This is a genomic window from Amphritea sp. 1_MG-2023, assembly GCF_030547545.1.
Classification (GTDB): Bacteria; Pseudomonadota; Gammaproteobacteria; order Pseudomonadales; family Balneatricaceae; genus Amphritea.
In genome coordinates this window covers 113,262-137,668 of sequence record NZ_JAUOQE010000005.1, presented here as the reverse complement: position 1 = coordinate 137,668, position 24,407 = coordinate 113,262, and the positions used below count along the sequence as shown (strand labels likewise).

The window sequence follows — 24,407 nt, the reverse complement described above, 5'->3', positions numbered from 1 at the left end:
CGTTATTCCAAGCAATCACGGCATCTGTTACTCGGGTGCCGACTTTACCCCCGTTGTCACCCTCGACTCAGCGCTCTTTGCAACACTCAGTACGCTCACCCATGACCAAAATCATGATTTTTAGCCGTCGATCATGTAGAATGCGCCCAACATTAGATCATGCTAATTAAGAATCTCACTGATGTGCGCCAACAGTACCTGCCAAAAAAGATCCGTTTTGTCCCTATCAACAACGGATGACAGGCCTATAATAGGCGCAAAATTTTTACCTTTAACCATACGGGCGCAATTCGATGAGTAAGAAACTATTACTGGCTATGACCGGCCTACTGCTGACTCTCAACACAGCCTCTGCAGCGAGCCTATCAAAAGGCATGCAAGCCTTTGAAGCGAAAGATTACAATACCGCGATGAGTGAACTAAAGCCTCTTGTCAGCGATAACAATCTGGATGCTATGAATTTGGTAGGTCAGATGTATGAATTGGGCTTGGGGGTAGAAGCGGATGAACAACAAGCCGTTAAACTGTATAACCGTTGTAGCGCTCAGGGCCATCTAGGTTGCGTTAACAGTTTTCGCGCCTATAAAAACAAAGGCTATAAAGTTGAACTCAAAAGCGTGCAACCTGCCGCAGAAAACGGCGATGCTAACGCACAGAATCGACTCGGTGAGATGTATGAGTTTGGTTACGGCGTGACGCGTGATGCAGCACAAGCAATTCAATGGTATCAACTGGCTGCCGATCAAGGCTTCGTCGCAGCACAACATAACCTAGGCCGCGCTTATAACTTCGGCACCGGTATTCAGCAAGATTTCGCATTGGCTGAAAAGTGGTATCTCAAGGCCGCCGAACAAGGCCATATGGAAGCGATGTTCTTCCTTGGCACACTCTATTCTAACAATCATGGTGGGGATGAGAAACAACAGACCAATATCACCGCTTACGCTTGGTTGCAAAACGCACTGGAGCTTGGCAATCGCACCGCCACTGCCATTCAATCCCGTATAGTAATGAAGCTTTCTGCGAATGAATTAGAAGAGGCTAAAATGCTAGCCGCCGAATATAAAGAGAAGTTTGTTACGCCGTTTCAATAAAGCGGTCACTTCTCCCACTTGCAGCCGGACAATCAGTCCGGCTTTTTTGTCTATCACACTCAGCCGCACGCTAATTTAATGGTCTCCCGTTTAATGGTATAGTCAGCGACAATTGCCAACCGCGAGGCTTAACTGATTAAAATCAAGCTAAGCGGTCATCGTTTTCATTAGCCAGAGACCGTTACCCACACCATGAGCATACCTTTCCCCGAAGTTGAAGGTGAACTGCGTCAACCCAGCTTACTCCGCCGTTTTGCCGCGATGATCTATGATGGCTTTCTTGTTGTTGCCATTTGGATGTGTGCCGGCTTTGCCGCCGTTGCGCTTAATCAGGGCGAAGCGGTCAGCGGTGCGCAGATTCCTCTACTGCAAACCGTACAGTTCCTTCTCACCTTCGCTTTTTACGCCTACTTCTGGATACGCTTAGGACAAACACTGGGGATGCAAGCGTGGAAGTTAAGAATACAAACACTCGATGGCCGTCATATCAGCCTGCGACAAGCGCTGATTCGCTTTATGACTGCGATTGTTTCATTAGCCTGCCTTGGTTTAGGCTTCTTCTGGATGCTATTTTCTGCCAATAAAGCCACTTGGCACGATAGCTTCTCTGAAACTCAGCTAGTGTTACTGCCCAAGTAATCGAGATAAGCAGCATTGCGATAGCCTCAATCGCTATCGAGACAGCGTCTACCGTGGCCATCGCTATGACGACGACCCATTATGCAAAAAGCCCAGCAATGCTGGGCTTTTTGCGTTTTCGAGTAACAGACAATCTAGTCAGCGGAGCACGACACTACCCCGCTCGCTTAATCAGCCAACCACCAAGCGACATACAGATCAAGATTGGCACCAAGGCCGACCAAATAGGATCAATACTATAAAGACTGCTCACGGGGGCCAAAATATCCTGACTGATCTTGAACACCATGCCCACGACGACACCGGTAATTATTCGCTGTCCGCTGGAGACACTCCGCAGTGAACCAAAGATAAATGACACCGCCACCAGCACCAAGCCAATAATCGCTAACGGTTGAAACACTTTGCGCCAGAAGCTCTGCATATAACGGTCGTTATCTAGCTCTTGATCGTCCAAATATTGACTATAACGATACAGTTCGCTGGTCGACATCTCTTTTGGCTTAACCATCAACACCTTTAAACGTTGCGGTGTTAGCTCAATATTCCAAGGCAGCGTGTCATGCAACTGAGTCTGCGTCTCGTTTTCAAGAAACTGGGTTTCAACCACCTCATGCAGTAACCAGCTCCCCTGCTCATAATGGCCCGATTGCGCATAACTGTTATAAATCAGCTGACTATCCTCAGCCAACATAAACCGAGTAACCCCCTGAATATCGCCATCGGGGGTGACCACATTAATATGGATATACTCACCGCCTTCACGATGCCAAACCCCGGTGCGAGCAGAGATAGTCCCTCGATTGAGGTGCTGAGCTCTGATACTCTCCGATAATGTGCCGGAATATGGGGCGACATACTCGCCAATCATTAGCGCCAATAAAGACAGCACAATAATAGGCTTCAACACCATTTTTACCAGTCGCCAAACAGAAACACCCGCCGCCCGCATGACGGTTAACTCACTGCCACTCGCCAGCGCCCCTAGGCCTAACAAACACCCTACCAAGCAGCCTAAGGGTAAAAACTCATAAAAAGCAGCAGGCATGTTAAGTACCGAATAGCCCAGCATAATCCATAGCGTGTAGCCTTCGTTCAGTTCGGACATTTCATCGATCACGCGAAACAAAAAGTCCAGACCGACAATGATTAACATCACCACCAAAATACTCAACAACACCTGCAGACCAATATAGCGATCCAGTTTAGCCAGCATCATTAGCTCCTCGACGCGAGAACAACTTTTTCCATGAGCCATCGACAGACAATAAAACCATCGCTAAACCGAAATACAGCACATGCACTAACCATAATAAAATGATCTCACCGCCATCCCGTTCAATATATTTACGCACGTTAGTTAATATCAATAGATACGACATATAGAGCAAAATGGAAGGGATCAACTTGGCATAACGTCCCTGCCGTGGATTTGTCTTACTTAGGGGCACCGCCAATAACGCCACAATCAAGGTCAACATCGGTAACGACAGCCGCCAATGTAACTGAGCCTGCTCGGCTGCTGTGCCATTTAACAACTCACTGCTCGGCAGCGAGTACAGCTCATTAACTTGTTGTATCGGTTGCTGATCGGGCAAGCGGATACCATATTCTTCAAAGGCAATCTGTCGATAATCAGCCTCGCCAGGATTGCCCTCATAACGATAACCGTTATCCAACACTAAATAACGAATACCCGTATCCGGATTGGTATAGCTGCGGCCTTTTTCTGCCACCACCATGACCGCCTGTTCTCGATCATCTAGAGTGACTTTTTCGGAGATAAACACGCCCGCCATCGAACCACTATTGCGGTCTAGACTTTCGATATAGGTGACCCGATTGCTGCGAGACATCGATTGAAAACGCCCCTCACTAATCACATCAAACTCACCGACATTACGCTGTTCTTGCAGCATAACCTCGGTCATATTCGCCCCTAGCGGTGATAAATACAGGCTCATAAAGCCAACCAACAATGCCGCGACAACACCTGGCCCTAAGGTATACATGGTTAAACGTCGCTGACTCATACCCGTCGCTTGTAGCACCACCATTTCGCTTTCGAGATACAAGCGCCCATAAGCCAACAAAATGCCTAGAAACAATCCAAGCGGCAAAATCAGCTCAAGAAACCCTGGCAGGCGAAACAAAAGGTAGTAAAATACCGCTTCCATCGGGATTTCCCCGGCGGCGGCAATAGTTAGATAACTGATAAAACGACCACTCATTATGATTAGCAACAGCACCAGCGTTACCGCTGCCATGCTAATCAACACCTCTTTGGCCAGGTAGCGAAAGATAATCAAACTGCCATATCCTGTATTATTGCCGGTAAAGAATTCTCGCTGATACCGAAAACAGGGTTTTGTTTCTGCGGCATTAGGATAAAATCCGGGTATCAATTTAAAAACGGTTCAATATATACCCATAAATAGTATATCGATTGCACCGGTGCATCATTATCTTATAAACCAAGCACGATGTCTTGTGTGGAGAAAGCATGGAATTTGAAATAGTTACCGGATCAGTAGAGTCACTTGAAACTGACTGTTTAATTGTCGGCGTTGCCCCTGATGGCGAACTCGCCCCCTCTGCAGATCTAATTAATAACGCGTCTTCCGGTTATCTGAAAGAGGTTATCGGTGATCATCAAGGTAAAACGGCTGAAGCGCTGCTGCTACATAAGGTACCGGGCATCAATGCTAAGCGCGTGTTGCTCATCGGTTTAGGTAAGGCCAGCGAGCGCAGTGACCGCAATCAGCTGAAAATCATTCAAAGCATCATGAGCCAGATCAAAGCGATCCGCTGTAAAACCGTCGTGATCGCTCTCGATGGTTTGGAAAGCGCGGATAAAGATCTCTACCGTCAACTGCGTCACAACACTGAATGGGCTAGCGCCGAGCTGTATCAATATGATGCAACCAAGAGCAAAAAAGCCGATCCATTGAGCGTTGAAAGCATCGCCTTCCTCGTGAGCCAAGAGAACGCTGAACTGGGTGAATTCTCGATCAGCGATGGTTCGGCAATCGCCAACGGTATCGATACCGCTCGTGAATTAGGCAACCTGCCCGGTAATATCTGTACGCCCACCTATCTGGCGGAAAAAGCTATCGCCTTGGCAGAATCCTGCGAAGATCTCACCACCACCATTGTTGATGAAGCTGAAATGGAGCAATTGGGCATGCACTCCCTACTCTCCGTAGGTAAAGGCAGCGCAGAAGCATCCAAGCTGATCGTCATGGAATACAACGGTGGCGAAGCCGATCAACAGCCGCACGTACTCGTCGGCAAAGGCATCACCTTTGATACCGGTGGTATCAGTTTGAAGCCCGGCGCTAAAATGGATGAGATGAAATATGATATGTGCGGTGCCGCCAGTGTAATTGGCGCAATGGAAGCACTGACTCAATTGGGTCTCGATCTAAACGTTGTCGGTATTATCGCTTCGGCTGAAAATATGCCATCCGGCAACGCCTCTAAACCCGGCGATATCGTCACGACGATGTCCGGTCAGACGGTTGAAATCCTCAATACCGATGCCGAAGGCCGTTTGGTACTCTGTGATGCATTAACCTATGCCGAACGTTTCGAACCAGAAACCGTTGTCGATGTCGCCACCCTAACCGGTGCTTGTATCGTGGCACTGGGTAATCACGCCACCGGACTGTTATCAACCGACGATCTACTGGCTGATGACCTTATGGCCGCCGGCGAGTTCGCGGCAGATAAAGCATGGCGTCTACCATTATGGGATGAATATCAGGAACAGCTCGACAGTAACTTTGCCGATATGGCCAATATTGGTGGCCCAGCGGCGGGTACGGTGACGGCCGCTTGCTTCCTGTCTCGTTTCACTCAGAAATATCGTTGGGCTCACCTGGATATCGCCGGTGTAGCTTGGAACAGCAACGGTAAAGCAAAAGGCGCGACTGGCCGCTGCGTACCGTTACTGTGTCAACACCTGATCGCTCAAGTCGACGATCTTACCGACGACGAATAAGCCTAACCGCTATTCAGTCCGATAGATGAATAGGCCAACGCGAGGCTGTTATCTGTTGACAACAACATCGCCGACCTTTGCTCGGCGGTGTAATGATAACAGCCAATATCGCCTTGGCGCATTCACCCTCTAGTGGAATACACAACCATGCCTCTCGCTGATTTTTATGTGTTACCTGATGCCGAACCCGAAAGCCGTACTGCCTTTCTCTGTCGTCTAGCGGATAAGGTATTAGGCCGAGGACTCAACGTATTCATTCGCGTTTCAGGCGAAACCGAAGCCCAACGTCTCGATCAACTTTTATGGGATTACCGAGCGGATGCCTTTATCCCCCACGGTATTATCAATCAAACACCAACCGCACCCGTCCAAATCGGCTGGGGCGAACAACTCCCCACTCACCGTGATGTCTACATCAATCTCGCTTTAGAAGCCGCAGAAGAAACCCTAGAGTTCGAGCGTATTCTGGAGATCGTCATCCAACAACCCGATATCCTAGCCGCCACTCGAAAAAACTTCGCTTTATACAAAAAAAACGGTATCACCCCTTCAATGCATGATATGCGCCGAAGAAACGCATCATAACCTATGCCCCACTCACCCCTAGAGGGTGTCAGTCGCCATGCAATCATACGCCCTCAATATAACGCCAGCGGCCAAGGACGTGTGCCTACGAGACGGCTAATCGCAACCTTACCACCAACCATATCCATCTCTCCACCGCATCGATGCGATTAGTATGGCACTCGACTCTCACCATTAAGCACTCAGCCGCCACCGCTTTTACCCCTCGCTTAACCGCCCTACGAGCGCTATAATATCCGACTATTTTTTTTGCACTAATTCTAGCTTTGAGAGCACGGTCTATTAATGGATACCACTTACCAGCCGCACGAGATCGAGAAATCCTGGTACAAAACCTGGGAAGAAAAAGGTTACTTCGCCCCTTCCGGTGAAGGCGATGCTTACAGCATTATGATCCCGCCGCCGAACGTTACCGGCAGCCTACACATGGGTCATGCTTTCCAGCACACCATCATGGATGCCCTGATTCGCTATCAGCGCATGAAGGGTAAAAACACGCTATGGCAAGTGGGTACCGATCACGCGGGTATCGCCACTCAGATGGTAGTCGAGCGCAAACTGGCGGCTGAAGAGCAGAAAACCCGTCACGATTTAGGTCGCGACGCCTTTATCGAGAAAATCTGGGAATGGAAAGGCGAATCCGGCGGTATGATCACCAATCAGATGCGTCGCTTAGGTGATTCGGTTGACTGGCCGAGCGAACGCTTTACCATGGATTCTGGTTTCTACACCGCCGTGCAAGAAGTGTTTATCCGTCTCTATGATGAAGGCCTGATCTACCGAGGCAAGCGCTTGGTTAACTGGGACCCTAAGCTACACACCGCGATCTCCGATCTCGAAGTGGAAAACCGCGAAGTGAAGGGCAAGATGTGGTATCTGCGCTATCCGCTGGCGGATGGTGTTAAAACCGCTGCGGGAGATGATTATCTGGTGGTGGGTACAACCCGTCCAGAGACTCTGCTCGGCGATACCGGCGTAGCAGTGAATCCCGATGACGAACGCTATCAAGACCTGATCGGCAAAGAGATTATTCTACCCCTGGTTGGCCGTCGGATTCCCATCGTTGGCGATGAACACGCCGATATGGAAAAAGGCTCAGGCTGTGTAAAAATCACGCCAGCTCACGACTTCAACGATAACGAAGTCGGCAAGCGCTGCAAGCTGCCCATGATCAACGTCCTCACCCTTAACGGTGATATCCGTGACGCGGCCGAAACCTTCAACACCGATGGCAGCGAAAACCACGAACTCGATAAAACCCTACCGGAAAAATATCACGGCATGGAGCGCTTTGCCGCACGCCGCGAAATTGTTGCCGATATGGAAGCCGCCGGGCTGCTGGTGAAGATCGAAGAAAACGATATGACCATCCCCTACGGAGACCGTGGTGGCGTCGTCATCGAACCGATGCTCACCGATCAATGGTTTGCCGATGCGAAAACCCTCTCGGGCCCAGCGATTAAAGCGGTTGAAGATGGCGATATCAAATTCGTTCCTAAACAGTACGAAAACATGTTCTTCGCTTGGATGCGCGATATCCAAGATTGGTGCATCTCCCGTCAGCTGTGGTGGGGCCATCGTATTCCGGCGTTCTACGATAACGAAGGCAATGTCTACGTGGCTAAGGATGCAGCGGCGGCCCGTGAAAAATATGGCCTGGATCTAGAAACCGAACTGCGTCAAGACGATGATGTACTCGATACTTGGTTTAGTTCTGGGTTGTGGACATTCGGCACCCTCGGCTGGCCTGAAAACACTCAACGTCTGCAAACTTTCCATCCGACTGATGTACTCGTCACCGGCTTCGATATCATCTTCTTCTGGGTGGCTCGAATGATGATGATGACCATGCACCTCATCAAAGATGAGAACGACAAGCCGCAGGTACCGTTCAAAACCGTTTACGTCACCGGTCTGATTCGCGACGAAAACGGCGATAAGATGTCGAAATCCAAGGGCAACGTACTTGACCCACTGGATATGATCGACGGTATCAGCCTGCCGGATCTGTTAGAAAAACGTACCGGCAACATGATGCAGCCGCAGTTGGCAGAAAAAATAGGCAAGCGTACCGAAAAGCAGTTCCCCGACGGAATCGCCGCTCATGGTACCGATGCAATGCGCTTCACCCTCGCAGCACTGGCTTCCACCGGCCGAGATATCAACTGGGATGTGAAACGACTGGAAGGTTACCGCAACTTCTGCAACAAGCTGTGGAACGCTGCCCGCTATGTGCAGATGAACACCGACGGCGAAGATTGCGGTCAATCCGGTGGCGAAATGGAGCTATCTCTCGCCGATCGCTGGATCGCGAGTGAGTTGCAAAAGGTCGAAGCCGAAGTCACCAAACACTTCGACGAATACCGTTTCGATCTAGCCTCTCAGTGCCTCTACGACTTTATCTGGAACGAATACTGTGGCTGGTATCTAGAACTCTCCAAGCCGGTATTGTGGGATGATAACGCCTCCGCTGAAGCTAAGCGTGGCACTCGCCGCACACTGGTACGCGCACTGGAAGTGATTCTACGTCTAACGCACCCGATTATGCCGTATATCACCGAAGAGATCTGGCAATCCATTAAAGATCTGGCCGGTGCGCAAGGCGATACCATCATGCTGCAGCCTTACCCCGTTGCCAATCAAGCTCTGCATGATAGCGCCGCTGAAGCCAATATTAATTGGCTGAAAGGCGTCATCACCGGCGTGCGTAATATCCGTGGTGAAATGGGTATTTCGCCTGCGAAAGAGCTGGATATTCTAATCAAAAACGGTAGCGCCGATGATCAAGCCCGTCTCGACGCCAATAAAACCTTCTTGGCCAAACTCGCCTCTCTCGCTTCAGTCACGTGGCTTAACGCCGGTGATGAAGAACCGATGTCAGCGGTACAGCTGGTCGGCGATATGCAGGTGCTCGTGCCAATGGCAGGCCTGATCGATAAAACCGCCGAACTAGCCCGTCTGAAAAAAGAGATGGATAAGCTCGAAAAAGAAGCAGGTCGTCTGGCTGGAAAGCTAAGCAATGACAAGTTTGTTGCCAATGCGCCGGAAGCCGTTGTGGCTAAAGAGCGGGAGAAGCTGGCGGAATACAAAGCCTCTCTTGGTCAATTGAGCGAGCAGTACGGCAAAATAGAATCCCTCTGAGGATTCTAGTTTAAGTTGTCCGACCGTCGCTGCGCGACTTGCTCGACGTTAGTAGTCCGAAAAAAACCCAGCAGAGATGCTGGGTTTTTTGGGTTATAAGTCATGCAATAAACAGCATATCGTAAGCGCTGCACCCTCACAGCGATTCACACCGCGGTTGGAGCACCGCTGCGCGACTCGCCCGCCGTTCGCTGCTCGAAAAAGCAAAAGGCCCAGCAGAGATGCTGGGCCTTTTGAGCTTATAAGTCATTGCAATAAACAGCATATCGTAAGCGCTGTGCCCCCACAGCGATACACACCGCAGTTGGAGCGTCGCTGCGCGACTCGCCCGCCGTTCGCTGCTCGAAAAGCAAAAGGCCCAGCAGAGATGCTGAGCTTTTGAGTTTATAAGTCATTACAATAAACAGCATATCGTAAGCGCTGCGCCCTCACAGCGATGCACGCCGTGATTCGAACGTCTCTGCGCGACTCGCCCGTTGTCCGAAGCTCGAAAAAGCAAAAGACCCAGCAGAGCTAAGCCCGATGATAGGAGCCGCATCCTGCGGCGATTGAATCTCACAGCCTCATCCTCTTTAGGACGCTCTAGAATGTTTGACGAGACCTCCCCATCAGAAATACTTTTCCTCCCGGAGAATGACTGCAGCAATAGCTTTAACCTAGACGCCCTAGATCTTGTCACCATTCATAGTCATCTGCCCTTTTTCAAGCTTGAATGTGAACTGATCACCGTTTTGCTCAAGCATAGCTCCCACCATCGGGTTGAACATGCCAACCAAGTCTTTGGCTTCCTTACCAAAACTAGCACTGAAATCGACAAAAGCCGCATTCATTAGGGCCTGTGGATTAGGACCTCGACGAGACTTTAATCCGTCTTGGATATAATGCTCAGGCAGTTTTTCAGCATCCAACTTAGCAACACCGCTAGCGTTGATAATGTCGACACCATTTTGTTTGAACTGAAAACTCTGAAGCTCGAATTGCGGGTTCTGTGCAAGCAACTGATCCGCGCGCTCATTCATAACGCCTTCGGCGGCTTGCTTTATTTCCCGATCGCTCCAGCCATATCTGGCACCGTCTTGAGCAACTTCTAAAAGTTTCACAACAGCTTTGCCATCTAGGCCGGAAATTTTGTATTTCAACTCGCCATCAGAAAGGCTCTGTCCTTCCCCTTCTAAGCGTCCTAAGTTAACCGCCAAACTAGTGGTGAATTCATCATCCACTTTACTCGCGATGTCGATGCCAAATGACTTAATGCTAACGCCTTCAATCGAGGCTTCTGCAATCTCAATAGTCGCTTGGCCTTCACCTTCTTCGCCATCAAAGCTATTATTCATGAACAATTTTCCACCAGATAATCCGATGACGCTATGACGTTCTTTAAGCATGAACTTAGGCATATTAGCAGTCAGTTCAAAATTTTCGGGACGGCCTTCTTCATCAAAGCTATCGACAGAGAACTCAACCGCTATTGGTTTAACCGTCAGCGCACTGCCGTTTTCGGCGAAATCGATATTAGGAATAATCATCTCCCCGTCGATGCTATCGCCTTTCATGTAACCTTCGACAACAACTGGCTGACCATCTAAAACAAGGCTGGTGATGGTCTTTTCATCATTCCCTTTCATGACAGGGTTAGTGATCTTCGCAGTGTAAGAAGGACCAGCCAGCAAAGTGGCTAGGCCGTGATTGACCCTATACTCGACTTGGAACTCGGTGGGCCGCCGCGTATTACTATCATTGAGGAGAATCACGCCGGAGGAGGACATAAGCCCTCCTTGCTGAGACTTGACAGTCACATCAAATTGTTCACCCAAAATAGTCGTATCATTAAGTTGCTCAACAAGGTTCTCGATGCCAACCCTAACATGATCTTGGTAGCTGACTTGCTTAACACCGCCATAACCGACAACAACAGCAGCGGCTGCGATAGCAACTGCTATATACGTTTTTTTCATTGAACGTTCTCCATGTTCATATCCCTGACGTCCAGGAATCAAGTGACCTGGCACAACGTGAGGTAATAAATTAATAAATTCCGATTTTTCAGCGGCTTAAGGCTTTTTCTACACCGGCGGCATTATAGATCCAGATACCAGCGCTATAAACCGTATAGAAGGAAAATTAACTTAAAATATTGGACTGATCGACATCCGCTTGAATGATTCACACTCGTGCCCTTTTGATGTTCAGTCGCTCGTCCTTGACTTCATCTCAATACTAGCCAACTCCTTCGCTAACATCATTTTCAGCACGTCCGTTTTATAGGCATATTGAGCGGGAATGCGTAGCAGTGGGAAAGCCGACTGTTGACAGATTTTCATTAGCAGTTCGTCCCGTTTTTTCCGATTTTTTTGCTTGTGACTGTTGTCGTCGAGTTCGATGGCGGCGACAGGGGTTAGGTCGTCGATTTTGCAGATCACGAAGTCAAAATGTTTGGCGCTGATAGCATTAAAGGCTTTATGCCACTGGCTACGATTGCGACTCGGCTGAGGCTCCAGCACGTCGGCAACCCGAACTTTACCCAACACCTGATGCTGATCACTGTCGATAGCTTTTAGTAACACAGCATAGAAGGAACGCTCCGCCGGGGTAAATAGTGGGCCGCATTTACGATAGCCTAAACCTAACGTCGCTGAGGGTACTAAATCCGTCTCTTCGGGCAGTTCTTGCGCCATACGTGGCTGTTTTTTTGTTTGCCGCTATATAAAAACAGCACCGGCAACAAGAAACAATAAAATAAAAAATTTCATTATTAACTATCCTCTCCACAGGCTTTATCCCGATTGTAAATATCGATATTTTTACGGGTGCGGGCGGCTTTGAGCGTTAGCATGGAGCACTTTTGGCGCTGCTCGGCGTTTTCACCTACCGGTGCTGAACGACGAACTTTTGCAATCACCGGTTGATAGCTAGCAGCGGCATTGCAATAAAGTCGTTTATAGTTTGGATAGTTCGGCGAACGGTTAGGCTGTTGTTGCAATGTTTGGCAAGTTTCGCGGAAGAACTGACTGGCCGCTTCGGAACATGCTGAGTATTTTAAAACACTATACTTAAGAGGCTGACAGACGCTATTCGGTCGTAGCCGCCACAACTGATACTGAAAACTCACCGGCTGGTTATGGTATTCAATATGAATCGATTGAAGCTCGGAGCCGACGCTATCCGTGATAGGCTGAAACAGCACCTTGCCGAGCGTCTGGGTAAATGCGGTATAAGAATCGGTCAGAACATCGGCGCAGGTTACACTCGGAATCAGCAAGCCAGCAGCCAGCAGCCAGCAGCCAGTAACACAACAACAGATTGGCGTTTTAGATAAGCAATGACAGGCTCTTTCGAGCAACAAACGACGAACCTCACACGGCGGGTCATTAAAGAAGCATCCATGTTATATCCATTTTAAAGAGACCCTCTACATCTCATGTCCTGAGCCGTCCTGAGCCGTCCTGAGCCGCGACATTATCCAATAAACAATCAGGTAATGAACTTAATATGCCGATGACTCCACTGTATCTCGTGACGAGACACCGCTTAAACTAAAGTCATAATATCAACTTATACACCTCTTAAAACTCAACACGGATTAACGAATCTTCGAGCATTCATCGGCACGGGAGCGTTTCTCCAACATACCAAGCCCCACAAACTGTAACGCTGCCTATTAGCGCGACAAACAACATGAGATAAATAGGGCTATGTATTACTCATCCGTCTGCTTTTTTACGTCTGCACCACTCTGTTGCTGCTCTGCACTGCCTCCTAATGCTTTCGCCAACATCATTTTCAGCACGTCCGTTTTATAGGCATATTGAGCGGGAATGCGTAGCAGTGGGAAAGCCGACTGTTGACAGATTTTCATTAGCAGTTCGTCCCGTTTTTTCCGATTTTTTTGCTTGTGACTGTTGTCATCGAGTTCGATGGCGGCGACAGGGGTTAGGTCATCGACTTGACAAATAACAAAGTCGAAGTGCTTAGCTGATATTGCATTAAAGGCGCTTTGCCACGGACCCCGGTTATGGCTAGGTTGCGGCTCTAACACATCAGCGACACGGACTTTACCGAACACTTGATATTGTTCACTGTCGATGGCTTGTAGCAAAACGCCATAGAAGGAACGTTCTGCGGGCGTAAAAAGTGGGCCACATTGACGATAGCCCAACTCTTCAGGTGTCTCTAACGTTGCTGACGGTACGCTATCCTCGGCTTCAGGGACTTCAGTAGTCGTCAATCTATCAGGACGTGGTGTTTTTTTAGCCAGGCTGAAATAGGCAAAAATACCGATGATAATAAAGAGTACAATGAAAAATTCCATCACGCCCCCTCGCCATCACAGACAGGGTTACATTCACTTATCGCGTTATGTGCATCCGTGAGAGCGGTGTTAAGGGTAAACAGAACCCACGGCTGACGCTGTTGGGCAGTGTCAGGCATCGATTTACAACCGCGGAGTTTGACAATAAGCGCGTGATAAATCGCAGCTGCTGGGCCATAAAGCCGATTGTCGTTTCGGCCGTTCGGCGGATTACTGAGTTTTGCTTGCCGTGTTTGACAGATTGCCTTACACAATGGGCTGATGACTTCTGCACACACAGAATAGCTTAATAGATTCGCTCTTAAGGCTCGGCAGACGCTGTTGAGACGTAACCACGACAGATATTTGACACTGATCTGATATCGATCAGTTACATCGGTATCCGTCTGTTTATCTGCAGCGGCATTATTAGGCACACGCACACCGCTTGTGACTATCAGTAAAGCAAGATAAACCTTTGAATGAGCATTCACAGGCTTTTGCCAGCCGGCAACAACCAACGGCGAGCCACGGGCTATCAGAAAAGCATCCATGTTATATCCATTGCAAATAGACGCTGAACGTCTTCTATCCTAGTCGTCCTGACCAACGGCGTGATTGTCTTAACAATCTGGTGGCGAGTTAATGTCTAAACCAATACTTGAATGTACTCTGCCACCGTATTTCACTCAACCCCTAAGCAGTATATAAATCTGAGAAGCGCAGACGATGGACCAATGTACGTGCTAACAACACGCATCGGCCGACCAACTAATCGGCGTTTCTTGTAGCGATAAAAAACCCCAGCAGCAACGCTAGGGTCTTGATTATGATGGGCAAACCCCAATTATCAGTACGGCTTACTCTGATGCGTATTACTAAGGCGCTGCGTAAACCCTTAAAGATAAACTCAGGCGCTAGTATTCAGCAGAATACCGGTCGTCGTGCCGCTGCCATCTTGACTCTGAACCAGCGAGATCAGTTCATCAAAGTTGACCGTGCCATCTTCTTCAAAAATTGATGCTACGGCCTCTTCACCAAACTCTTCTGTCAATTGTAGCTGTAACTCCTCACTAGACATCATACCTTGAGAGGGAGGAGGCGGAGGCGGAGGCGGAGCCATGCCTTGAGTTTCACCACCATTGCCAGGGGCATTATTGACCAGCAGGGAGGTTAACTCATCAACATCGATTGAACCATCTTCAGCCATTACCGTAGAGGCATCATCACCAAAGCGGCTGGTCAAATTAGCCACCAGTGTTTCGGCATCCACACTACCCTCGTCAACAGCATTCACCATTTGCTGAGCCATCTCTTCTGGCGAGATAGGCTTTGCCATCTCCATCATTGAAGAGCCGCTCGCTTGAATACTTCCAATACTCATAGCGTTATCCTTATAAATTATATAGTTAGAACGATCTGATAGTGCAAAGGATATACCAGTTAATGCTATTTACGACCTCTACCCAATAACTTTACATTTATTAACAATAGCTTAACGTAACTTTACATTTATGAGAGCGATGCTGCCCCTAGCGGCAAACCACAACGGGTATTGAAAGCCTATCAACAAGACGATACGGCAAATAGTTGCCACCTGATCATGACTCAACAACCCAGAGAAGTTAAGAGATCAAGCGAGGCTTATCGACAACGTCGATTCATCATCGTGGGTTTAAGCTAAATTTGGCTTGCAAGATTCCCCCGCTGTTATTTTTAGCCTACACTGGAGTTTATGAAGCACGCCGTTAGCATCAATTCATCCTATTCCGCACAACGCACGATTAATATCGGCTTTGCGTTCCTGTTGTTGCTGACTTTGATGCACAGTCATGTGTTAACGCTAGAACCGCTAAGCGAACAGCAATTATCGGCCAATGAAACTCATGTCGAACAGATGCTTCAGCCCATGGTCAGCGGTGATGATGATCAGCCCAGCTATGTTGTTGTTAGCGTTACTCATTATCAATGGCTGACAGCTGCCACGGTGCTGGCCGATAAACAATACCACCACCTCTTACCCTCTCGCTGGATGGTGCCATCCACCCGAGCCCCTCCTATTTTTAGCTGAGTCTTACCATCACTGTTTTTTATCTATTTGATGAACGCCGTTAAGGCAGGATGATCCTATGAATAATTACAACGAGTTAAAAACGACTCTGCTAGAAGCATCTCACCATATCGCTAGCCCAAAAGAACTGCACGAATATACTCTAGAGACCAGCGCTACCGAAGTGATGACCGATTTCGAAAAAATTCAGCCGTTGATGATGGAACAAGATGTTTCCATCGATGAAGCACGACAGATGATGCGCAAGGTACATGTGCGTTCTGTGTTGGTTATTGACAAAGATGAAAACTTTCGTGGATTGCTCACCATTGCTGATCTGGAAAGCCGCTCTGCTATGAGTATCGCAACAGCGGCAGGCCTCAAACGACATGATATTTCCATCAAAGAGGTGATGACGCCCCGTGATCGGCTGCATGCGATACCTCTCTCTGAAGTAAACCACGCTTCTATCGGCGATCTGCTGCGTACACTGCAACACACCGGTACCCCTCATATGCTGGTTGTTGACACACTGAAACAAGAAATACGTGGTGTGATCTCCTCTAGCGACATCGCCCGCCGCCTGAAAGTGCCGGTCGAAATAGCCAAACGAGCGGCTCATTTCCGTGAGGTTGTTGATGTTCTATTTGCTGGCCGAGATACCTAAGCAACGCCTTCTCAATAACTAACGCTTCCATTTGAAGGGACTACTATCATTGTTAGCCAAATGCTACCTTAGCAGATGACTGCGTATCAAAGCCCGCTCATGAGAGTGGGCTTTTTCTCTGCCTCTAAACTTTTTTAACGGCGCCACATTTAACGGCACCACAATCTTAGCAAACGATGCCATCTCCTCTGCAGTAGTGACAGGACAAGACGACTCAACGATATTCCCGAGTGCAACGTCTCGACAAGCAACGACCAAAAAGCGCAACCGCCTTGTATACCCAAGGCCTCACAGCACATAAGAGCAGCCGCAGAAAATTTTCCTCGAGCGGGTAACATCAACCTTGACGTCTGACACTTGTCTTTTGATAGCGTCGAAAATGACCTTAATGTCAAACACACTGTCATATAACAGTGGTTTTCTCGCTGCGCTCTTCAGCGAGCCTGTGCTATCCTCCGCAGCCTTGCAAATTAATGACGCTATCATTGCGGAGTACAGTTGTGGATTACGATTTCACCCACGATATTGACGGTGCATTCTGCGCTGAGTTTTCTATGGGCCATGAAGCCTTGGGTTATTGGCTAACGGACGAGCTAAGCAGTCGTCAATCGATGATTGCCGAATTATTAAAAATTGCGGATGCGCTGCAAAAAAAGCAACGACGCGACTATTCAATGGAAGGATCGGAATACAACCTGCTATTAACTCAAGATGAGGCTATGATCCGCGCCCACGCGCTGGATGCCGATGACGAGATGGCTGAACCGGGAGATAATCTGACGTTTTACGATCAGGAATCAACCGCCAGCTGTGGTCTCGAAGATTTTATCGAGCTACTACAAGGTTGGCAGCAGTTTACCGCTGTACACGCTTAATACATCAGCGTAAACCAGCCCGAATCAGATCAAAGCACTCCATGATTCGGGCAACATACTGATCCTTTGGCCGAAAACTACTGCTACTTTGCTGCAGTATGTCTTGTTCCATATGCCGGAGCATTTTCTTCAGGCGGTAACGATGTAACCCCATCGCCGCCTGTATGGGGTCAGAGATAACCCCCGAGAGCGCAGCCCCCGCCGACAACAGCGCCAACACCCCGGCAATTGACAACATCATGATGCCAACTGAAGGAGACGGCGGAAAAATACTGTAATAGATGTTACCGATCGCCTCGCCCAAGAAAAAATCACGACTCGCCAGTTGCATACTAATCATACTCGCCAATATCAGGCCAATACCGATACCTCCCGGCGTAAACTTCTGAAACGCAAACGCGCCTAATACCGTGCATGAAAGCGTATTGGTAATATCAGCTGAGGCCGTTCGGGTCAGCCGATACTCTGTCATGGCATCCTCAATAATGGGCTCAGCCTGACGATGAAATTGCGCAATATCAGGGCGGCTATGCACCTGCTGCTGATACAACTCACGCAGCGCTTCAGCAATACACCAACTCAATGACTCCTCAGGCTGATGATGCCGCAGTAAATCACTTAAGACTAACTCACTGATATGGGTCTGCACCTGCGTCGTAAAGCCGGCGGGAAAACGCCCCAATAGCCGCTGCAGCCAACCGAACCGAGATGAGCGGCCAAGTAAAAACCGAATACCGCTGATCAACGCATACAATGGCGCCCAAAAAAGATTAACCGGTGCACGCAGAATATCCAAACCAAAGGCAATACGATTGGTTTTCAGGGCGGCGGGATAACGAAAATGTGCCGTGACAAAATCAGGCACCCGTTGCTGACACTGACTAAAATAGGTACGAATCCCCTTCTGTACCGCCTGCTGAATATCCTGCTGTAGTTGAGCTTGGCCTGCAGCCTCGCTGGTTGGAAATTGCATAGACCCCTGCTACATCTCAATCTGATATTACTAAAACGGATATCCGGACTTAATCTGCCGGCTTAATCTGCCGGCTTAATCTACTGGGCTTAATCTGTTCGGCCTAAATCTGCTCGGTAAAGGTTGGACAACGAGCCAAAGGTTTGTCTCCTTTGCACCAACAGGGTAAGTAGTTTAACCACTTAACATGACAAAAACAGCGCCGTTTTTCAGCTTCATTTCAAGTTACTCTTCAATACTGCCCTTGCTGTCGTTATCACTTTTCACCCTGCACGGCTTTAACGGCGGTTTGCAACAGCCTTATTTAGCAACACTGATTGACGCCCTGTGAATATTAAACCCGTAGAGCGGTCAATATATTAGAGGAATAACAATAATGAACTCAACGATAAAAAGTAGTTTTTCCGGAGCAGCGATCGCCGTCGCAGCCGCTGGCCTTGCTGGCTGTATGGGCTCCAACTCCGCCGGCAACAATAGCGCGCCGATGGTCAGTAATAGTAGCAACAGCGTTGAACTGGGCCACTGTTATGGAGTGAACGCCTGTCAGGGTCACAACGACTGCAAAACCGCCAATAATGCCTGTAAAGGACAATCCGCTTGTAAAGGTCAGGGGTTTGTCGCGATGCCACTCAAAGCCTGTACCGATGCGGGCGGCACCGTACGCGATGACTGGCGCGATCAGATTGCTAAAGCAGAGCTAACGCAATGCTTTGGTGTCAATGTTTGTAAAGGCCATAATGATTGCAAGACAGCCGAGAATGCCTGTAAAGGACACGGTTCATGTAAGGGGACGGGATTTATTATGACCACCGAAAAGTCGTGTGACGATATTGGCGGTACAACGTCATAACGCCGTTAACCCATAATCTAAAGATGAACGTCCGCTGGGCGTTCTTCTTTATTTTGCAGGAGATCTCATGAGCAACCACTATCTAGGCTTCGGACTTGGCTTAAGAACCCCGCATTTCCAAGATGTGCTTGAAACTCAACCCGATGTCGATTGGTTTGAAATTATCTCAGAAAATTTTATGGTGGCCGGTGGTAAACCCAAATATTACTTACACGCCATCCGTGAGCGTTACCCGATGGTCATGCATGGGGTGTCGATGTCGATTGGTTCTACCGAACCGCTGGATAAAGACTACCTAAAACAACTAAAACAACTCGCGAATGAAGTACAGCCGGCGTGGATCTCCGATCACCTCTGCTGGACAGGGCTCGACGGCATCAATAGCCATGACCTGCTACCCTTGCCCTATACGGAAGAAGCGATCAACCATGTTGCTGAACGCATTATTCAGGTTCAGGATATTCTCGGTCGTCAGCTATTACTTGAAAATGTCTCCAGCTATCTTAGTTATACCGACTCGGCGATGAGTGAATGGACTTTTTATAACGCAGTTGTCGAACGCGCCGACTGCTTAATGTTACTGGATATTAACAATATCTATGTGAGTAGCCGTAATCACCACTTCGATCCTGAGACCTACCTCAATGCCATTAACCCCGCACGAGTGAGACAGTTTCATCTCGCGGGTCATAGCGATGTCGGCACTCATGTCATTGATACCCATGATCATGATGTTTGCGATTCGGTATGGGCGCTATACCGTCAAGCACTCCATCGCTTTGGCCCCATCAGCACCATGATCGAACGAGATGATAATATTCCACCACTGCAGCAACTCGTTGACGAGCTGAATATTGCCCGCCAACTGGCTGCCACAACGCTTCAAGATCGCTCGGTACGAGAGGTCGCTTATTCATGAAATCATCACTCCATCAACGTCAACAGCAGATGATGCAAGCACTGCTTCACGGCAACGATGAAATTACTCAGCACATCGTCTGCGATACTCTCGATGCTCAACAGCGATTATCGATCTATCAAACCGGCTACCGTCTGCGATTGCGGGAGGTGATTGATAACGATCACCCCATACTGGGTCATTACCTCGGTGATACGCTATTTGAACAGCTGATCGAAGGTTATATTGATGCCGTCCCTAGCGCCTTTCGTTCGCTACGCTATTATTGTGATCCACTGCCAGATTATCTAAGCAACGATCCATTTTTTAGTCAACATCCTCAAATTGCCGAACTGGCACGATTTGAGCGATGCCTACTAGACTCATTTGATGCTGCCGACTGTGACTCGGCCTCGACGACCACCCTACAACAGATTCCGGCGGCCGACTGGCCGACACTACAACTACGCTTTCATCCAAGCCTGCAACTGTTTAACACACCCTTCAATGTGGTCGACATCTGGCAAGCCCTCAAAGCAGAGCATCTGCCGCCCGCCCCACAGCAACAGACGGCATGCTGGGTTGTGTGGCGTAATCAAGAACGCCTGACCGAATTTCGCTCCGCCGAGCCTATAGAACAAACACTGCTAAACTGCTTTCTACAAGGCGGGGATTGTTCGTTAGCAGCCGAGATAATCGCCGCACAAACGAATGCTACCAGCGCGGCTAACGAGCTATTAACGCTATTACTACGCTGGTTAGCATTAGGCTGGATACAGCAATTGGTGCACGGGCAAAGCCCGCCAAACGTAACACCGGTTAACTAACACTCAGCTGATACAGAATTTTGCAGCACCTGTCAGCTAAGCAACCGGTCACGATGAGTTAACTCGACATAAACCGCTTAGGTTTTCGTCAACGGGCGAACCTTAATCACCATGCCTTCACTAGCATACACCTCAACTTCTATACCTGCGGTCAGCGAGGTATCCGCCTCAGCTTTCCACAAAGTATCACCTACCTGCACACGTCCTTGGCCATTGTCTAGATTTTGCGTCAGGACAAATTTTCGCCCAATCAATTGCGCCGCCCGATCATTTAATAAAGGCTCATCGGTATGACGATTAAAAGAACGGAACATGCGCCAATAAAGTACGGTAAAAGCCACGCCTAATAAGGCAAACCATAACAATTGATAAGACCAACTGTCGATCACGCCCAATGCTACGGCGCCTGCCATCACTAAGCTGGCGACCGCCAAACCGATCAAAAATCCGGACGCGCCGAGCATTTCTAAAATCAGTAACACGACACCAAGAATTAACCAATGCCACTGTGTTAAAGTATGCAACCAATCTGCCATCGTTAATCTTTCGCTTTGCTATGCAGTAATTCAGAAATACCGCCAATAGAACCGATGAGACTGCTAGCTTCTAACGGCATCATTACCACTTTACTATTCTCGCCTTCGCCAATCGCTTGTAACGCTTGAGTATACTTCTGCGCGACAAAATAATTAATCGCCTGCTGATTCCCACCACTGATCGCTTCAGATACCACTTGTGTCGCGAGCGCCTCTGCCTGCGCCTCGCGTTCCCGCGCTTCGGCATTGAGAATCGCGGCCTGCAGATCACCTTCCGCGCGAAGAATTTCAGCCTGTTTTTGCCCTTCGGCTACTTTAATGGCCGCTTCTCGCTGCCCTTCGGCCACCAAAATCGTCGCCCGCTTATCCCGTTCGGCTTTCATCTGATTGCCCATTGAATCAACCAGATCTTGCGGCGGTGAAATATCGCGAATCTCAATACGCGTCACCTTAATCCCCCAAGGATCGGTCGCTTCATCGACTTTACCCAACAGTTTAATATTAATGGCATCACGGTTAGACAGCATCTCATCCAACTCCATCGAGCCTAACACCGCACGAATATTCGTCATCACGAGATTACGCATCGCCCGCGGTAAATCATTCACTTCATACGCGGCCTTGCCCGCATCCAATACTTGAAAAAAGCACACCGCATCGGTTGTGACCATCGCGTTATCAGAACTGATCACCTCCTGCGGTGGCACATCGAGCACTTGTTCCATCATATTTTGTTTCGAGCCAATCGCATCAATAATAGGGATTAGCAGATGCAATCCCGGATTCAATGAGCGAGTAAAACGGCCAAAGCGTTCAACGGTCCAACAGTGTCCTTGTGGCACCATTTTCACACCAGCAAAAATCAGCGCCAGCGCAAACACCACAACCACTACGATTGATATTTCAAATCCATACATTACTCATCTTCCTTAAATTGAGACACGAGGGCACGGTTAATCAAACACGATGCCAATCTAGTGTTAATAGACGCCAATCATAGGTACACAGCATAACGACACGGAGAATGCCTAGCGAAAAGTCCGCTTTAGTCGTCCCTATAACCACGAAAAGCACCGTTAGCAACATCATTCCGTCTTTAAATACTTCATCATGATCAAGCGATCTTCAGATATCCGTTGCAGTGCCTGTTGTTCCAAATGCCAGTCTTGATTCAATAAACTGTGTTTCAGTAATATTGAGAGTTGTTGCAACTCAAAAAAAGTATCGAATACGCCATTTAACTGATGACGGTAAATATACGCTTTCTGATTGAACAGTGTTTTATCATAGCCTCTTTTGCTGTCAATATACGCGGGAGTCCAATGATTATTGCGAAAAAGAATGAATCCATGCGCATCATCTTCCGCTTTATAGCGCTGATACTGCATCACCAGCTCATCGCTAAGCGTTAGGTATTCGGACACGATATGTCGCACAAACACCTGCGGATTAGCCTTATCAATTAGAACAATGGCGGTATTTTTTTGCTCTTCGGGAGATGGGCTGCAACCAGATAGCACCAACAGAGAGAGGCTCAATAACAAAGTCGACAGGGTAATCATCCACCGCCTCAGTGTGATTTTCATCGTTATGTTCCGTTTATGCCTGCTGCTTGAGCATATGATACGCTTCGTCCTTTACCTGCTCGTTCCTTAAACTCTCACCGATTAACGTTTCAGATTGGAGAAAATCGTGCTGATCTGCTCACTAAGACTTTCCGAGTTACGGCTAGTTTTCATATAGATCCGTAAACCGATCATCTGCACCTGCAAATACTTCCCCAAGATACGTGGATCGGCATGCTCGGCGATTTCACCGCGCTGTTTCGCTTGCAACAGAATATCCGCAAAACGATTCTCAGTGCATTTCAGTAATTCCCGCGTCAATGCCATCAGCTCGGGCTGATCATCATTGATTTCTGTGAGTGTTTTTACCAGCATACAGACCTCGCTGGGATCAGCATCGCATTGAACGATCACTATCGTGCGAAAAAACGCTTCCAAACCAGCCAGCGGAGAGTCGGCATCCGCCACTCGTTGCGCCAACATATCACCCACCTCTTGCGAATAACAGATCAACGCTTCGCGATAGAGCTGCTCTTTGCTGCCAAAAGCCGCATAAATGCTACCTGGGCGCATATCGATCGCCTGTTGAAGATCTCGGGTGGATGTCCCGTTATATCCCTTTTTCCAGAACAATAACATCGCCTTATGAATCACATCAGCACGATTATATTTAGCAACATTAGCCATACTCGGCACCTTTAACTGAACAGACGATCAAAGCTTAACGTGTACAACGACTCAGAATCAAATAATCCAGCAGTAAGACGCTCGATTGGTCGCAACACCCTCTGTGTATTTTAGTCGTTTCGCCCACAAGCACACCCGACTCAGATCATGAAACGAATAAGCCGCTAAGTAAGTCAGCGATAGGCATTGATACAATCAGGAGTGAATCAGCGCTGATGAGAGGTCATCAATGATTCGGTTGATAAAACAGATAGCAAAAGAGCTCAACAAGGACGAGACAGCGCTACATTGTATGATAATCGGGCCGGTCTAATTCAGTCATGACGACCTCAAGCAGCCGACATGCTGCACACTCACACAACAGAGACTACATAACGTTTATAACACGCATAAAAAAGGCCACAATATGTAGCCTTTTCTATTTTCAAGCGTGCGATTCAAACCCATCATTACTTCCTGACATCTTCATTCATCAATTTGCGAATTTTGATGAACGCCCAGATCATGGCGCCAGCCATTGCAGCAACGCCTAGCAGGCTAGGCCAAAGTGTTTCGAACGTATAAAGATCCATAACTGTTACCCTTTCTGTGTTCTATCTTGATGCTTATATTACGCCTGACGTCCTGAAAGAATATTGATATAACTCAATAAGAGCTCGTATTCACTCATATAGTGTTAAGCACCCCTATCGCTCCAGGCTGACATCATCAGTTTTCATAGCTCAGCAT

At 48.4% G+C, this 24,407-nt stretch carries 25 protein-coding genes; 11 read left to right on the top strand and 14 right to left on the bottom strand.

Features of this window, described 5'->3' with window-relative positions:
• The first annotated feature begins 293 nt into the window (after positions 1-293).
• Together Q4488_RS04890 and Q4488_RS04885 are read left to right on the top strand one after the other, a co-directional pair.
• Positions 294-1,094, top strand: a complete 801-nt coding sequence (locus tag Q4488_RS04890) for a tetratricopeptide repeat protein (RefSeq protein WP_303579341.1) — start codon at positions 294-296, stop codon at positions 1,092-1,094.
• Positions 1,095-1,286: 192 nt separating this feature from the next.
• On the top strand, positions 1,287-1,733 hold the full coding sequence (locus Q4488_RS04885; RefSeq protein ID WP_303579340.1) for an RDD family protein: 447 nt from the start codon (positions 1,287-1,289) through the stop codon (positions 1,731-1,733).
• 154 nt (positions 1,734-1,887) lie between these two features.
• On the opposite strand, the gene lptG is transcribed toward Q4488_RS04885, so the two are convergent.
• Positions 1,888-2,949, bottom strand: a complete 1,062-nt coding sequence (gene lptG / locus Q4488_RS04880; RefSeq protein ID WP_303579339.1) for an LPS export ABC transporter permease LptG — start codon at positions 2,947-2,949, stop codon at positions 1,888-1,890.
• On the bottom strand, positions 2,939-4,042 hold the full coding sequence (gene lptF, locus Q4488_RS04875) for an LPS export ABC transporter permease LptF (RefSeq protein WP_303579338.1): 1,104 nt from the start codon (positions 4,040-4,042) through the stop codon (positions 2,939-2,941). Before lptF ends, lptG begins: the two co-directional genes overlap by 11 nt.
• 194 nt (positions 4,043-4,236) lie before the next feature.
• Here lptF and Q4488_RS04870 point away from each other — a divergent pair, with 194 nt between their 5' ends.
• From Q4488_RS04870 to Q4488_RS04860, 3 genes are all read left to right on the top strand, one after another.
• Positions 4,237-5,736 (top strand): leucyl aminopeptidase, encoded by a 1,500-nt coding sequence (locus Q4488_RS04870; RefSeq protein WP_303579337.1) that lies wholly within the window; start codon positions 4,237-4,239, stop codon positions 5,734-5,736.
• Between the two features lie 147 nt (positions 5,737-5,883).
• On the top strand, positions 5,884-6,321 hold the full coding sequence (locus tag Q4488_RS04865; protein WP_303579336.1) for a DNA polymerase III subunit chi: 438 nt from the start codon (positions 5,884-5,886) through the stop codon (positions 6,319-6,321).
• A 285-nt stretch (positions 6,322-6,606) separates the two neighbouring features.
• On the top strand, positions 6,607-9,462 hold the full coding sequence (locus Q4488_RS04860; RefSeq protein ID WP_303579335.1) for a valine--tRNA ligase: 2,856 nt from the start codon (positions 6,607-6,609) through the stop codon (positions 9,460-9,462).
• A gap of 665 nt (positions 9,463-10,127) precedes the next feature.
• Here Q4488_RS04860 and Q4488_RS04855 read toward each other — a convergent pair.
• The 6 genes from Q4488_RS04855 to Q4488_RS04830 all read right to left on the bottom strand — a co-directional run bounded on the left by Q4488_RS04855 (position 10,128) and on the right by Q4488_RS04830 (position 15,134).
• Positions 10,128-11,417 carry a DUF945 family protein gene (locus tag Q4488_RS04855; RefSeq protein ID WP_303579334.1) on the bottom strand — a complete coding sequence of 430 codons (1,290 nt, stop codon included), beginning with the start codon at positions 11,415-11,417 and terminating at the stop codon, positions 10,128-10,130.
• Between the two features lie 231 nt (positions 11,418-11,648).
• The gene (locus Q4488_RS04850; protein ID WP_303579333.1) at positions 11,649-12,137 is read right to left on the bottom strand and encodes a DUF2726 domain-containing protein; all 489 of its coding nucleotides are present in this window, start codon (positions 12,135-12,137) and stop codon (positions 11,649-11,651) included.
• A gap of 77 nt (positions 12,138-12,214) precedes the next feature.
• Entirely contained in the window at positions 12,215-12,805 is a 591-nt protein-coding gene (locus tag Q4488_RS04845) for a hypothetical protein (protein ID WP_303579332.1), read from the bottom strand.
• 354 nt (positions 12,806-13,159) lie between these two features.
• On the bottom strand, positions 13,160-13,771 hold the full coding sequence (locus tag Q4488_RS04840; protein ID WP_303579331.1) for a DUF2726 domain-containing protein: 612 nt from the start codon (positions 13,769-13,771) through the stop codon (positions 13,160-13,162).
• Positions 13,771-14,304 carry a hypothetical protein gene (locus Q4488_RS04835; protein ID WP_303579330.1) on the bottom strand — a complete coding sequence of 178 codons (534 nt, stop codon included), beginning with the start codon at positions 14,302-14,304 and terminating at the stop codon, positions 13,771-13,773. The genes Q4488_RS04840 and Q4488_RS04835 overlap by 1 nt, the downstream gene beginning before the upstream one ends.
• 356 nt (positions 14,305-14,660) lie before the next feature.
• Positions 14,661-15,134 carry a hypothetical protein gene (locus tag Q4488_RS04830; RefSeq protein ID WP_303579329.1) on the bottom strand — a complete coding sequence of 158 codons (474 nt, stop codon included), beginning with the start codon at positions 15,132-15,134 and terminating at the stop codon, positions 14,661-14,663.
• A gap of 351 nt (positions 15,135-15,485) precedes the next feature.
• Here Q4488_RS04830 and Q4488_RS04825 point away from each other — a divergent pair, with 351 nt between their 5' ends.
• From Q4488_RS04825 to Q4488_RS04815, 3 genes are all read left to right on the top strand, one after another.
• Complete coding sequence (locus tag Q4488_RS04825; protein ID WP_303579328.1) at positions 15,486-15,821, top strand: hypothetical protein; 336 nt, start codon at positions 15,486-15,488, stop codon at positions 15,819-15,821.
• Between the two features lie 58 nt (positions 15,822-15,879).
• Positions 15,880-16,467: a CBS domain-containing protein gene (locus Q4488_RS04820; RefSeq protein ID WP_303579327.1), complete on the top strand. Its 588-nt coding sequence runs from the start codon at positions 15,880-15,882 to the stop codon at positions 16,465-16,467.
• Positions 16,468-16,967: 500 nt separating this feature from the next.
• Positions 16,968-17,342 carry a YacL family protein gene (locus tag Q4488_RS04815; RefSeq protein WP_303579326.1) on the top strand — a complete coding sequence of 125 codons (375 nt, stop codon included), beginning with the start codon at positions 16,968-16,970 and terminating at the stop codon, positions 17,340-17,342.
• 4 nt (positions 17,343-17,346) lie between these two features.
• On the opposite strand, the gene Q4488_RS04810 is transcribed toward Q4488_RS04815, so the two are convergent.
• Positions 17,347-18,315: a DUF6635 family protein gene (locus tag Q4488_RS04810; RefSeq protein WP_303579325.1), complete on the bottom strand. Its 969-nt coding sequence runs from the start codon at positions 18,313-18,315 to the stop codon at positions 17,347-17,349.
• Between the two features lie 376 nt (positions 18,316-18,691).
• Between Q4488_RS04810 and Q4488_RS04805 the strand changes: the two genes are divergently transcribed.
• The 3 genes from Q4488_RS04805 to Q4488_RS04795 all read left to right on the top strand — a co-directional run bounded on the left by Q4488_RS04805 (position 18,692) and on the right by Q4488_RS04795 (position 20,890).
• Entirely contained in the window at positions 18,692-19,165 is a 474-nt protein-coding gene (locus Q4488_RS04805) for a hypothetical protein (protein ID WP_303579324.1), read from the top strand.
• 67 nt (positions 19,166-19,232) lie between these two features.
• A complete protein-coding gene (locus tag Q4488_RS04800) occupies positions 19,233-20,084 on the top strand; it encodes a DUF692 domain-containing protein (protein ID WP_303579323.1) in 852 nt (283 codons plus the stop codon).
• Positions 20,081-20,890 carry a DNA-binding domain-containing protein gene (locus tag Q4488_RS04795; RefSeq protein ID WP_303579322.1) on the top strand — a complete coding sequence of 270 codons (810 nt, stop codon included), beginning with the start codon at positions 20,081-20,083 and terminating at the stop codon, positions 20,888-20,890. The genes Q4488_RS04800 and Q4488_RS04795 overlap by 4 nt, the downstream gene beginning before the upstream one ends.
• 77 nt (positions 20,891-20,967) lie before the next feature.
• Here the strand turns inward: Q4488_RS04795 and Q4488_RS04790 are convergent, their stop codons facing one another.
• The 5 genes from Q4488_RS04790 to Q4488_RS04770 all read right to left on the bottom strand — a co-directional run bounded on the left by Q4488_RS04790 (position 20,968) and on the right by Q4488_RS04770 (position 24,250).
• Positions 20,968-21,426: an NfeD family protein gene (locus Q4488_RS04790; RefSeq protein WP_303579321.1), complete on the bottom strand. Its 459-nt coding sequence runs from the start codon at positions 21,424-21,426 to the stop codon at positions 20,968-20,970.
• Between the two features lie 2 nt (positions 21,427-21,428).
• A complete protein-coding gene (locus tag Q4488_RS04785; RefSeq protein WP_303579320.1) occupies positions 21,429-22,343 on the bottom strand; it encodes an SPFH domain-containing protein in 915 nt (304 codons plus the stop codon).
• Positions 22,344-22,511: 168 nt separating this feature from the next.
• Positions 22,512-23,012, bottom strand: coding sequence for a hypothetical protein (locus Q4488_RS04780; protein ID WP_303579319.1), 501 nt, complete (start codon positions 23,010-23,012; stop codon positions 22,512-22,514).
• Positions 23,013-23,093: 81 nt separating this feature from the next.
• Positions 23,094-23,678: a TetR/AcrR family transcriptional regulator gene (locus Q4488_RS04775; protein ID WP_303579318.1), complete on the bottom strand. Its 585-nt coding sequence runs from the start codon at positions 23,676-23,678 to the stop codon at positions 23,094-23,096.
• A 449-nt stretch (positions 23,679-24,127) separates the two neighbouring features.
• Positions 24,128-24,250, bottom strand: a complete 123-nt coding sequence (locus tag Q4488_RS04770) for a hypothetical protein (RefSeq protein WP_303579317.1) — start codon at positions 24,248-24,250, stop codon at positions 24,128-24,130.
• Positions 24,251-24,407: the final 157 nt, after the last annotated feature.